General features: G+C 61.9%; 9 protein-coding genes. 3 read left to right on the top strand and 6 right to left on the bottom strand.

Translation table 11 applies throughout. The features are described 5' to 3' along the window. The first annotated feature begins 77 nt into the window (after positions 1-77). Positions 78-800 carry a hypothetical protein gene (locus tag I5E_RS11450; protein WP_022907111.1) on the top strand — a complete coding sequence of 241 codons (723 nt, stop codon included), beginning with the start codon at positions 78-80 and terminating at the stop codon, positions 798-800. On the opposite strand, the gene I5E_RS21675 is transcribed toward I5E_RS11450, so the two are convergent. Next, positions 773-1,186: an NUDIX domain-containing protein gene (locus I5E_RS21675; RefSeq protein WP_049973499.1), complete on the bottom strand. Its 414-nt coding sequence runs from the start codon at positions 1,184-1,186 to the stop codon at positions 773-775. The genes I5E_RS11450 and I5E_RS21675 overlap by 28 nt on opposite strands. A gap of 434 nt (positions 1,187-1,620) precedes the next feature. Here I5E_RS21675 and I5E_RS11440 point away from each other — a divergent pair, with 434 nt between their 5' ends. Then, on the top strand, positions 1,621-5,226 hold the full coding sequence (locus I5E_RS11440; protein WP_148286944.1) for a YobI family P-loop NTPase: 3,606 nt from the start codon (positions 1,621-1,623) through the stop codon (positions 5,224-5,226). A 469-nt stretch (positions 5,227-5,695) separates the two neighbouring features. Here the strand turns inward: I5E_RS11440 and I5E_RS11435 are convergent, their stop codons facing one another. The 5 genes from I5E_RS11435 to I5E_RS27020 all read right to left on the bottom strand — a co-directional run bounded on the left by I5E_RS11435 (position 5,696) and on the right by I5E_RS27020 (position 11,230). Next, positions 5,696-5,911 carry a KTSC domain-containing protein gene (locus I5E_RS11435; protein ID WP_022907108.1) on the bottom strand — a complete coding sequence of 72 codons (216 nt, stop codon included), beginning with the start codon at positions 5,909-5,911 and terminating at the stop codon, positions 5,696-5,698. Beyond that, complete coding sequence (locus I5E_RS11430; RefSeq protein WP_022907107.1) at positions 5,908-7,326, bottom strand: DUF2130 domain-containing protein; 1,419 nt, start codon at positions 7,324-7,326, stop codon at positions 5,908-5,910. Before I5E_RS11430 ends, I5E_RS11435 begins: the two co-directional genes overlap by 4 nt. Beyond that, on the bottom strand, positions 7,323-9,383 hold the full coding sequence (locus I5E_RS11425) for an ATP-dependent nuclease (protein WP_022907106.1): 2,061 nt from the start codon (positions 9,381-9,383) through the stop codon (positions 7,323-7,325). The genes I5E_RS11430 and I5E_RS11425 overlap by 4 nt, the downstream gene beginning before the upstream one ends. Positions 9,384-9,512: 129 nt before the next feature. Next, entirely contained in the window at positions 9,513-10,481 is a 969-nt protein-coding gene (locus I5E_RS11420) for an EcsC family protein (protein WP_261974921.1), read from the bottom strand. 617 nt (positions 10,482-11,098) lie between these two features. Then, on the bottom strand, positions 11,099-11,230 hold the full coding sequence (locus I5E_RS27020) for a helix-turn-helix domain-containing protein (protein ID WP_369007691.1): 132 nt from the start codon (positions 11,228-11,230) through the stop codon (positions 11,099-11,101). Between the two features lie 351 nt (positions 11,231-11,581). Here I5E_RS27020 and I5E_RS11410 point away from each other — a divergent pair. Continuing rightward, positions 11,582-12,266 (top strand): nitrilase-related carbon-nitrogen hydrolase (locus tag I5E_RS11410; RefSeq protein ID WP_022907103.1); only part of this gene is annotated, 685 nt, incomplete at its 3' end.

Raw genomic sequence — 12,266 nt, 5'->3', positions numbered from 1 at the left:
AGGAGCAGCAACCCGACGGTGCGTGAAGCCNGACCCCTCAGTCCCTGCCGGAAGAGCTGAGCCGGCCGAAAACAGCCGTGGCTGCGACGGCGCTCGGTTACTTCAGGCTCTTGACGCGCGACCCGCGCGTGGATGAAGCGCGCAGAATAGCAGCGGAATGGCTGCTTGAAAGAGACGTACGCTGGCGCACGAAGCGGGAACAGGATGACCAGGAGCTGGGCAGCTCGTGGGAATTTCTGGCGTACGCCGAATGCCTCCGGCCGGTCGTGAGCCTCGGCGAGGAGGCAACGGCGCAAGTACGACGCAGTTGGAAGTTTCTCGTCAAACTGTGGTCCGAAGAGCAGCAGCTGTGGGCCGAGCCGAGCGGGGCCGGGCTCGGCAACGCAACCATCCGCGCGGCGTTCCACACGGTCATGGCGTTCGAAAGCGCCATCTCGACAAGCGCTGTTCTGACGCCGCCTGAGATTCCACCGCGAGGCTTCGGGCAACTTACTACGATACGGGGAAGCGGCGTCGCGGCCTATGAGATCGAGGGAACCGACGGCGGCTTCACATTGTCGCTGGATCAGGCCCCGCAGCTGCAGCAGCTTCTCGAGGCCATCTTACGAGAGCGTTCCGGAATCGACTCCTCTCGCCTGGCACGCTTGCTCGGAGTAAGCAAGTCGTCGGTCGCCGTGTACAAGAGCCGGCTCAACGACAAGGCTGCCCTACAGAGTCGTGGGCAACTCCGAGAACTCGTTCGCTCCCGGCAGGTCGCTCGTCACGACTTCGTCTATGAGCTGGTCAGCGCGTCCGGATGATTTACGAGGGCGTAGCGGCAAAGAACCCGAACCTGCTCGAAGGTCGGGATGGCGTCCAGCTCCTCAGCGCTGAACCAAGCGACCTCAGCGACCTCGCTGAGCTGCGCGACGATTTCACGCTCCTGGTCACGGCGGCGCATGTAGAAGAACTGCGTGATGGAAGGGATTCGGAAGCCTTCGCGCTCCAGGTCGACGTAGAAGGGACCCGGCAACGGGGAGGCGTTCGCGTCGTCGATCAGAGCAGGAGTGGCGCTGAGAGCTTGAACGCTCAGCCCGGTCTCTTCCTCGAACTCGCGCTCGGCTACTTCGTGGAAGGTCTCACCCGCCTCGATGTGGCCACCGGGCGGCACCCACTTATCGAAGCCTCGGTGATGCACGAGCAGCACCCGACTGTCCTCGACGAGGTAACCCGAACAGACCAGCGAGTGGCCAAAGCCGCGAGTAACGCCAGCGCGAGTCACTTGGATCGGGTCTACGTGGTCAGTCATTGTCCCATTTAATGTATCATGTGCCCCACTTCACTCCAAGAGGAAGCCCAGTTGGTGCAAGCCTAGCTACGACGGCCCAGCAATGCCGCGCCGAAGTGTCGGAAGTAGGCGCTACCTTTGAGCCAGGCTCGGGTCTCCCTGGACGCCGGGCCGACGCGGTCACGTTTGTGCTTGACCGGTAATAGCGAGGTACTCATAATAAGCGCCACTTATGCGGCACGATATTGCAATGACGGGGTTATTAAAACGTGGAACCATCTCAGGCATCTGAGGATTATGAAGTGCCTGCGCTTCATCCCCTGACCCCCGAGTACGTGCCAGGCAAACACGAGGTGTACTTCAACGCCATCAAGGACGCGCTGGCTTGGACCGGCAACAAGAAGGTGCGCAACGTGGCGCTCACGGGAAGCTACGGCGTCGGCAAGAGCAGCATCTTGCGCCAAGTGGCGGAGGACAAGTCGCTGAAGGCGATCCAGGTGTCCCTCTCGACGCTCGGATTCGAACCGGCCGCAGACGCGTCGAAGCGCACCGGCTCGGACGGGAAGGCGGACGGAGGCGAGAATCCGCTTCGGGACACGAAGACGAACCAGATCCAGAAAGAGATCGTCAAGCAACTGCTCTACACGCAGATGCCGGACAGGATGCCGGGATCCCGTTACCGCCGCACGGCCGCGTTCAGCTGGTGGCGGGAAATCGTGATCGCGCTGGCCTCGGGTATCCCGCTAGCGATAGTAATCTTTTTGTTCGGGTGGACCGCGAAGCTCGCGACCCTCTTCACCATCCGACCCGACTGGGCAATTGCTGCCAACGGCGGCATGGCCCTCGTCGCGGCAGGCCTGGTGCTCGGGGTCCGCTTCGTGACGCACAACAAGCTCCGCATTGACAGCGTTTCGACTGGAGCGGCCACGATCACCCTGTCAGCGAAGACCGACACCTATTTCGACGAGTACCTCGACGAGATCGTCTACTTCTTCCAAGTCGTAGACGCGGACATCGTAATCTTCGAGGACATCGACCGCTTCGAGGACCCGCACATCTTCGAGACTCTCCGCGAACTGAACACGATCCTCAACGCGGCGAAGCAGCTCAAAGGCAGGACCATCCGCTTCATCTACGCGATTAAGGACAGCATCTTCGAAGAGCTGGGGGTGCGCGCGGCGCGCGAAGCAGAGGGGCAGCAGCCCGAAGCGAAGAAGCCGGCGACCGACGCTGCAACCCTTGAAGTGGCGCGAGCGAACAGGACGAAGTTCTTCGACCTGGTCATCCCCGTCGTTCCATTCGTGACGCACCAGAGCGCCCGCGAGCTCATGTCGACGGAGCTCGACGACATCGACGAGCAGGATGTCAGCGACGATCTGATCGATCTCGTGGCGCAGCACGTCGCTGACATGCGACTGATCCGCAACATCCGCAATGAATTTGTCATCTTCAAAGAGCACGTAATCCGTAAGTCGTCGCTTGAATTGAGCGACGACCATCTGTTTGCGATGGTGCTGTACAAGAGCACGCACCTGTCGGACTTCGAACGCATCAAGCTCGGTACGAGCAACCTCGATACGCTATACAGAGAAAGTCGCAGCCTCGTGCAGACCAATAGCACCAGGCTCAACAACGAACTCGTCCAGCTGCGTCGTCGCCGCCGGTCCGTTGGCGACCAGTCGCTGCGGGCCGACGTGGTGGGCGCGGCCGTCGAGGCCTACATCGAACTGCTGCTCGAACACATTGGCGTCGCTCTGACTGACATCCGCTACGACAGCGCGGTTATCCCCGCGACTGATCTTCACGAAGATGCCTTTTGGCGTAAGTACGCGGCTGGCAACGCACCGCTGGCGTTCAGCTACTACCACCCCTATAGGGGCACGCGAGTCATCGATCTGTCGACGAAAGAACTGCAGCGTGCCACGGGCTACTCGCTCGACCCCGCTGAGTGGGAACGCGTGAGCGTAGCTGACCTCGATCAGAAAATCACTGAGACGCAGGCAGAGATCGAGTTCTTCTCGAGCGCGGACCTGCAGCAGCTATACGAGCGGGAGGACGTCGAAGTCAACGTAGGCGACACTCCCGTCGCGTTCTCAAAGCGGGTCAGCACGCTTTTGGGCTCGAAGCTCGCGATCGACCTGGTGGCCGGTGGTTTCATCGACCGGTACTTCACTCTGTACACCTCGACGTTCCCCGGAGACAAGGTCAACGCCAATGCTATGAACTTCATTTTGAAAAACGTGGATACCGGTTCAATTGATTTTTATTTCAATTTGAGTGCGGATGAAGCGCGAGCGGTCGTTCACGAACGACCAAGACTTGCGGTCGGCGGCAAATCCGCATACAACCTCGATCTCCTCGACTTTCTCTTGAGTGACGCCGGGGCAGAGGACGCCCTCGCCGCCGTGATCAAGAACCTCACGAGGAACGGAGACGACGAGAAGCGGTTCCTGCAGGCATACCTTCCGAGCGAGCACAACGCCGCAGGTCTGGTACAGGCGATGGCGAAGTCATGGCCTAACGTCTTCAACTCGGTGATCGACGAAGTGGAGGTCGATGAGTCCCGTCGTCTGCAACTAGTCGACGCGGCTCTCAGGGGAATTGATCCGGAAACCGAGTACGTCGTCAGCGACAAGGTGTCAGCATATCTCGTAGCCAACTACGCGGAACTCGAATCGTTCACCGGCACGATTGCGAACCCGGATGCCATCAACAAGGTCGTGAGCGCATGCGAAGTTGATCTTCCCGATCTGAGGGCGCTGAGCGCTCCCGTCCTCCGGGCGGTCATCAGAGCCGAGCGTTTCGTCGTCACCCGCGACAACATGCTGGCTGCCATCAACCCCTCCACCGATCTGGCCCTCGACGCTTTGAAGGCTGACCACGGTTCGGTATACAACCGCGTGATCCGCTCGCTCGGTCATTATCTCGATGCGTTGACGAGCGGCGAGAACACCCTGTCAGACGCGCGTTCGTTTGCGGTCGTCATCACGGATGTCGATAAGGTCGACCGGGCCGCGCTCACCGCAGTCATCGGCCGTTCTCCGAGCGAGTGCCGGGTTGCTGACATCACGGGTGTTCCGGCCGGGACCTGGCCTGCACTCGCAGCCAATGACCGGTTCCCCGCAGAGTTTGCGAACGTATCTGAGTACGTCGAGCAGTACGGCGTAGATGCGAATCTTGCCACTGTGCTCAGCGAAAACTCCATCGCGACGCCTGAGGACGCGGACGAGTCGGTCAAGCTCGATATCGCGCTGCAAATCGCGCGTGCGAAGGAAGTTATCCCGTCGCCAGAGTCTCGTGCTGCGCTCATGGAAAGTCTGCACATCGAGGACCACATCTCGACAGATTCAGTTCCTGTAGAGCGCGGGGAATGGATCGGCCGTCTCATTCAACACGGGTTGATCGAAGATTCAGAAGAGATTTTTGGACTTATCAGCTCCGACGACTGGATCGGACTCGAATACGCGATCGACGTGTCCGAGGAGTTTCCGTCGTTCATCGGGCCGAGCCTGCTAACGCCAGGACTCATTGTCCGTTTCCTGGACAGCGACGTCGTCTCGTCCTCCCTCAAGGCAACGGTCGTCGGCCGTCTCGACGATTTTGCAGACGGGGCTGACCGAGCAGCCGTCAACCGCATGCTGCGCTACGCCCTTGAGAATGGCGTGTCGATCGGGTGGAGCGCGGTCGAACGCTCAGCGCGCTCCCGTGCCGAGGCTTCACTAATTCTTCGAGTAATCCAACGATTCGACTCGACCGTGACGATGGATCACATGCGTCCGGTGCTTACTGCGATGGGCGGCGTTTACGCACAGCTACTCCAGCGGAACGGCATGCACCCCAAGTTCCCAAGCGGTGCCGAATACCGTGCCTTGCTTGATCGGATGCACCAGCTCGGAACCGTCAGCACGATCGACGACCGCGGTTCGCAACTGCAGGCCCATATGAGGCGTGCGCGCTAGGCGACGGTCACGTCGGGCCTCAATCGTCCCTTGACTAGCGTCTGGTTACATTCGCCTAGGGCGACAGTTCAGGCTGCTGAGAGAGTGACGCGATCCAACATGCTAGGACCCGCAACTCTTCTTCGCATGCCGACTTGGCTCCACCTTATAGACGATAATCCCGACCTCGGCTCGCCCGTCAGTCCGATGGCCTCTCCGGTGATTTTGATCTCAGTCAGTTCGCCGGTACGCCGGACAGCGGGTTTGCGGAAGCGTCACCGTGTTCGTCGGGAGCGACGGATCGCCTGAGCGGTAGAAGCCGCAGGGCGACGCTCGCCATCGAGCGCCACTTTTTCGAGCAACGATCCCGATAAGAAGGTACCCATCTTGTCCGCTGCTACCTTGCGAAACGCGGGTCGAACCGGAGAAGATAAGCCTCCTATCTGTATGGCCACGGAGAGACTTAGGGAGTGTTAGTTCAGAAGATCCCTCAATCCACCTTGAGCACCGTATAGCCCGCGTTCTTGATGTGTGCGTTCAAGTAACTGCCAATGCTCGGTGCTGCGATTAGTTCATGATAGAGAGGCCCGGGGATATCAAGGTACTGGTACACCCCGCCATTGAGGAACGCAACTTCCAACGTCTTGGTCGTGGGGTCATAGCCAACCTCGGCCACGTTGCTGCTCACTACCCGGCGGCGGTTCATTCGTTGACTTCCTTTTCGTCGTCTCCAGATTCCAAGACCGCAAACTTGGACGCCATCGTTGGGTTCTTTCGGGTCAGCTTCTTGATGGTCACGTCCTGAGCCTTGTCGTTCGCCAGCCGCAGGTTGCGTTCGGAGCCGAGCAGGGCTTCTTTCGCTTTTTGGAGTCTGTCGATCGACTTGTCGATTTCGTCGATGGCGGTATGGAAACGCCGAGCGGCAAGCTCGTAGTTCTTGCCGAACGCCGTCTTGAACGAATCGAGATCGTTCTCAAAGTTGGTGATGTCGATGTTCTGTGCCTTCACGAGCGCGAGTTCCGACTTGTAGGCGAGGGCGTTGAGGGCGGCGTCGCGCAGAAGCGTGATGAGCGGGATGAAGAATTGTGGTCGTATCACGTACATCTTCGGGAACCGGTACGAGACATCGACTATGCCCGTATTATAGAGATCGTTTTCTGGTTCCAGCAAGGAGACCAGGATGGCGTACTCGCAGTTCTTCTCGGCGCGGTCCTTATCCAGTTCCTTGAAGAAGTCCTCGTTTTTTTTCTTGGTAGCGGTAGTGTCGCTCTCGTTTTTCATTTCGAACATGATTGACACGATCTCGGTGCCGGCCGGATCTTCGTCCCGAAAGATGTAGTCGCCCTTGCTGCCGGAACGCGCGTCGTTGTCCTTCTCGAAATAAGCGCGAGGGAAGGCCGTCGCGCGGATACGGTTGAACTCGATCTCACAGTGCTGCTCGAGCGTCTCTCCGACCATCTTCGTCGATAGCTTGGCCTTGAGGTCGCGCAGGCGTTCGATCTGCTCTTCGCGGTCCCTCAGTTGAGTCTCGTACTTGTCTTTCAACGAGGTTTCGGCGAGCTGCTTCTCGAGCTCGGACCTTTCGAAGCTGCTCCTGTACTCGTCCCGCTCCTGCTGAACGAGACTAACGGCTTCGGTCACTGCCAGCTTCTGCGACACCTCAGTGGCTTTGAGCTCCGATGTCAGCCGTTGCACCTCCGCGTCCTTCGCCGCCGCGGCTTTTTGCAGCTCTGCCGCCAGCCGCGCTTCCGCGAGGTCCGCGGCGGAACGGCTCTCGGATTTTGCTTTATCCAGTTCGCCCGACAGCAGGTCGCGCTCTCTCTCGAGCTCGGACAACGCCTCGGCGACGGCAAGCTTCTGCTCGACCTCGCGGGACTCAAGCTGAGCCTTCAGCTTTTGGACTTCGGCTTGGTTGGAAGATGCGGCTCTCTCCAACTCGACTGCCGCCTTCGCTTCCACGATTTCGATCGCGCTGCGCTTGTCTTCATCGGCGAGCGTCAATCTTTCGTGCAGCTGCTTGTCGAATTCGCGGTCGCGGACCTGGCGGGCGATGTCCGCGTAGCCGGCCTCGTCTACCGTGAACGTCTGCCCGCAGTGCGGACACTTGATTTCGTGCGTCATTGCGTATCCTCTTCGTTGAGCCGGGTGTGAGTACCGTTGACAGCGACTGCGACGTTACCGGTAAGACGCACGATTTCGTCGACCGCGCTTGCGAGAACGTCGGGCACGTCGTCGGTGCTTGCAGCGAACACCGCGTTCCGGTACGCGAGAAGGTTCTTGTTGCTGCGAGCGGCGAGCGTGATGCCCGCTGCGTCGAGGGCGGCGACGAAGCTGGGCCACGAGCCCAGCTCCTCTTCGATATCGTCTTTCCAGATAGTGAACCCCTCACTCACGACGGTGGGGTCTCCGAAGGAGTATGGAAGGGCGCCGCGAGCGGCCTCCGATACGAGAGGAAGCGAAGCTACGAGGGTGTTCGTCGCGGCCCTGTGGCTTCCGTGCGCGTTCTCCCGCGCGGCGAGCACCTCGTCGTCAGTCTTGTCTCTGTAGACCTTCCGGCCGGCGGTGCCGTGATCTCCGTCGGCCATGACGTAGGTCGGCACGCCCAGAGCGTCCAGGATCGCGCGCGCGATCCGGAGGCCACCCTTGCCTTCGACGGAAAGGACGGTGATACCCAGCCGGTCCAAATCCGATCCGCGGACAGACGCCAGGGCTTCCATCACGATCCGGTCAGTCTGCCCCTCCACCAGAACCACCGCGTCCGCGAAGAACCCTTCGGAGAATTCGGTCGGAACTCTGGCGACGATCTCCTTGGCAATCTTCTCGGCGTCGATCGACGAAGCCGCGGCGACGGAGTGGACGGAGGCAGTCGAGACAGAGGTGGCTCCGTCCGCATAGGTGAAGCGGTGGAGGTTGTCGAACTGTTCCGGCTGAATGAAGTAAGGGCTGTGGGTGGCCAGAAGAACCTGCACGTTCGGTTGAACGCTCAGCTCGAGCAGGGTCCTCGCGAATGCGCGCGCACGGACCGGATGCTGATAGATCTCCGGCTCTTCGAGGCCGACGATGATGCTCGGCAGGCTGCCGAGAGATTCTTCAAGCCGGATCAGGGCGGCGGCCTCGTCTTCGCCCTCTTCCGCTTCGTGATTCTGGCGGGTGAGCGCCTCGTCCGGCACCATAGCCTGGAACATGGAGATCATCACCGCGCGCTGCACACCGTGTCCCTGTCGGGAGACGTCGTTGGTCACGCCCGAGATGGTCACGGCGGTGCTGATGGAAGGGTCGATTTTTGGAACGAACTCGGGCACTGTCGGCGTCAGCGACACGCTGGCGTTCGGAATGAGCGTGGCCAGGCGCGAGTTGATGCGGTTGGCCTGCACGCCGGTAGCTCCCTCGATACTCTTGCGGATTTCGCCCGTCAGCTCCGCAACCGCGTCGGAGTGCTTGAGCAGCCAGGCAGCCTGTGCCCGAGCGCTGGCGGCCGCCATGAACGCGCCGACCAGCTCCGTGAGCGCGGTGCCTCGCGAGGCGGTGCCAACTTCGCCGGCGATGCTCGTCGCAGCCGGAATGAGCACGAAGCGCACGCACTCCCGAAGCACGTTGGCACCGTTCCATCCCATCATCTGGTTCGCGTCCGAGTCGGCCACCTCTACCAGCTTCGAAAGGTTTGCGGGGTCGGATTCCCAGGCGTTCAACGCCTCGAGTATCGCGTCTTTGCTTGCGTTCCCGGCCAGCTCAGCGAGGTCAGGGTGTTGCGCCCGGAGGTCCCGGTACCCCTGTCTGCGAGCCGCGATCGCCTGGTCCGCCCGAACGTCCGCGAAGCCCGGCCCCTGCCGGGCGTTTCCGACGGTCTTCGTCTGCTTGGTGTCCGCGTACCAGGTGCGGCGAATCTCCACCCGTGCGCCGCGGCCATACTGCTGCAGGCGCTCGCGGTCTTTGGCGGTGAGATCGACGAACGTAAGGGCGACTTCGACCGTGGAGCCTGGCTCTAGGGTGTCGGGTCCTGAGCAGCCGTGCACGTCGCTTTCCGAAAGCGCGGTCCCGTTGAAGAACCAATCCAGCGCATACAAGACGGAGGATTTGCCTGACCCGTTCGAACCGATCAATGCAGCGTACTCGTCGAGTTCAAGAACGACTTCTTTCAGGCTTCTATAGTTGCGAATAGTAATTTTTTCGATGCGCATCTGGCTTCCTCCCCTAGCTTTCGTAACGGCATCCACTAGATGCCACAATTGTAATTTGTGCGGTTCGCAGCAGGCTGAAACAGCGTGATCTTAGTTTGCCATATCTGATCGAGAAATAGAAAGCGCCTTTCACTTTGATGGCGGCTCGGGTCGGCCGGATTCCTCGTCCCCTGCTAGCTCTGTAATTCCATCGATGCTTATGACCTCGTCCAAGCCCTCTTCGCCGTCCGCGTCAGTGTCGAACGGGAAAGCGTCCGTCCGGTCGAGCTGGGAATACTTGTCGAGGAGGAACCGGCGCCGGTACGCCGTGTCGGCCGCGTCGACGACGCTCTCGAGGGTGGCCCAGTTGAAGGCGCTACCGAGCGCGATGCCCACCGCGGGGACGGCCTTGCCAAGGCCTTTCTTGGTCAACCGGATGCCCATCTGCTGGGCGAACCGCGCTGAGGCTTTCGAGATGAGCGATTTGTTCAGGATCTGCCAGGAACTGCCGCGGACGAGCGCCTGCGTGAGCCGGGACAGGTCCGAGAACGCCGCGGCTTTCGCGGCCTGCGAGGTGGCGGTACCGACGTTGATGACTGACATTACGAAAAGTTTCTCGGCCGGCTCCTCCGGGTCGTATCCGTAGAGCAGTGCGATATGGCCGACGCTGCGTGAAGACATGGCCAACACCGCGGCGGCGTCTGCGGTGAAGGCCACGGCGATCGCGGTTCCCGAAGGCGCTGCGGCGGCACCTGCGGTGGCGGGCACAACGATCTCGCTGCCTGAGATTACGAATGCAGCACCTGCGCCCGAAAACGCCGCGACGGCCGGATAAGCCCACGCGACCGTGCGGCCCTTCACCGAGTCGACCTGCTCAAGATCCAATTTCCGGACGTCCGCGAGCCTGGCAACGTCGTGCCCGCGCTGTTGATGACGCCTCACGACGCGCTGCGGCGACAATCCCAGCCGCGACAGTCGAGCGGTCGAGTCGCGTGCCGACTTCGCTGCCGTCACGCTCCAATCGACGATGCCGTCCGGAACCGCGTCGACTACGCGGCGCGCGCCCGTCCCGACCGCGCTGGAAGCTTTCGACACCAACTGCCGACCGCCCTGCACCACGGCCCGCGTTCTTGCGCGTCCCTCCATCGCAACCGCGGCTCGCTTTGCTGCCGCGTGGACGCCTCCGGCGATCCTCCGATTTGCATCAGCCATCGCTCGGGACGTAGGCCGCTGTCTGAAGCGCTGCACCTGTTCCCAAGCCATGAGCTCATAGTCCGAAGGTTCCGTCATGTTTGGAGCATAAGGCAGAGCGCCAGGCGGCGCGTCGTGCAGTGGTCGCACTGTCAGACAGGAAAACGGACTCGTCGGCGGTGGCGCGATCCGGCTCGCTGTCCTACCGACGCTCCCACTACGGCCCGGTGGACAGCGACGTTGTGCCGTAGCACGTGGTGGGCCAGCCTCTTTGCCGGACAAGCGGTGAGGCCCATGTGGATCATTCGAGACTTGCGCTCGGACAGCTTGCTTACGTGTCTGCCTTAGACAGGGTCATGACTGGGACGGAACGCCAGACTGCTCCTGCTCCTGCTCCTGCTCCTTGACCGTGGCTGGTCTCTGGCGAACCGGATCAGTTTCACGGATGTCGGTACGAACTAGAGCCAGGACAGCCAGGTTGTTCTCGATCATCTTTACCAACGACTCGCACGCTGAACTCCGTTTGATGCCGTGAGCTTGCATGGTCATCGACGTCCGCCTTGCGACCTGATGGTTACTCCGGCTCTGCGAAGCTTGTGGATGACCGACTGACGTGAGATGCCGAACTCGCCAGCGATCGTGCGTGAGGTTTCGCCCGCTTCGTACATGCGGATCATGCGATCGGTCATGGCTGCCGTCACCCGGACCACCGGCTTTTTCCTGATGGCGGGCCGGTGGACGTGCTGAGGCGTCTCGTTAAGGGTGTTGGCACTGACTGACGCCAGGACAACCAAGCGTCACAGAGAAGGCCCCGGTCCAGTCGGACCGGGGCCTTCTTGGTGCGCCGACCGTCGCGCCGGCGTTCGCCGCGTTGGCCGTCGTGCTGGCCGTCGCGCTGGCCGTCGTGCCGGCTGTCGCGCTGGCCGTCGCGCCGGGGCCGAGTCTCGGCTGGGCGGACACTTTCGCGCGCTCGTGGCGCGAGCAACGTCCGCGGGGCCGAGTCTCGGGCCACCCGGTAAGCTCGGCGGATGGGCACCCTCACCGTCGCCGCGGCGCAGTTCGCGCCCGTGGACGACCCCGCCGCGAACCTGGAGACCGTCCGGACCGCCGCCGTCGACGCGGCCGCCCGTGGGGCTGACCTGCTCGTCACGCCGGAGTACACGTCCTACTTCACCGCCGACATCGACGACCGGTTCGTGGCCGCCGCACAACCCCTGGACGGCCCGTTCGTCACCGGCCTGCAGACCATCGCCCGCGAGGTCGGCATCGCCCTCGTCGTCGGCATCGCCGAGCGCGCCGACACCCCGGGCCGCTTCCGGAACACCGTCGTCGCGGTCCTGCCCGACGGATCGATCGCCGAGACGTACCGGAAGGTGCACCTCTACGACGCCTTCGGCTCGAAGGAGTCGGACCGCATCGAGTCCGGTGACCCCGAGCAGCTGCCCGTGTTCTCGCTCGGGGGCGTCCGCGTCGGCCTCGAGACCTGTTACGACCTGCGCTTCCCCGAGGTCACACGCCGACTCGTCGCGCCCGAACACGGGGCGGCTGACGTCGTGGTCCTGCCCGCCGAGTGGGTCCGGGGTCCCGGCAAGGAGCACCACTGGCCGGCAGACTGGACCCGATGGACTGGCAGACGACCCCCGAGGACTCCGTGCCGTCCACCCTCGTGCCCGGGACCGAACTCGGCACCCTCGGCAAGCCGCCGGTCACCGG

It is taken from the genome of Curtobacterium sp. B18 (genome assembly GCF_000333375.1).
Classification (GTDB): Bacteria; Actinomycetota; Actinomycetes; order Actinomycetales; family Microbacteriaceae; genus Curtobacterium.
This window is presented reverse-complemented; position numbering and strand designations above follow the sequence as displayed.

Bases quoted from the DNA above. Each gene is read 5' to 3' on its own strand.
- I5E_RS27020 (WP_369007691.1), bottom strand. From the start codon at position 11,230: ATGATCCGCATGTACGAAGCGGGCGAAACCTCACGCACGATCGCTGGC.
- I5E_RS11425 (WP_022907106.1), bottom strand. From the start codon at position 9,383: ATGCGCATCGAAAAAATTACTATTCGCAACTATAGAAGCCTGAAAGAA.
- I5E_RS11435 (WP_022907108.1), bottom strand. From the start codon at position 5,911: ATGAACCGCCGCCGGGTAGTGAGCAGCAACGTGGCCGAGGTTGGCTAT.
- I5E_RS11430 (WP_022907107.1), bottom strand. From the start codon at position 7,326: ATGACGCACGAAATCAAGTGTCCGCACTGCGGGCAGACGTTCACGGTA.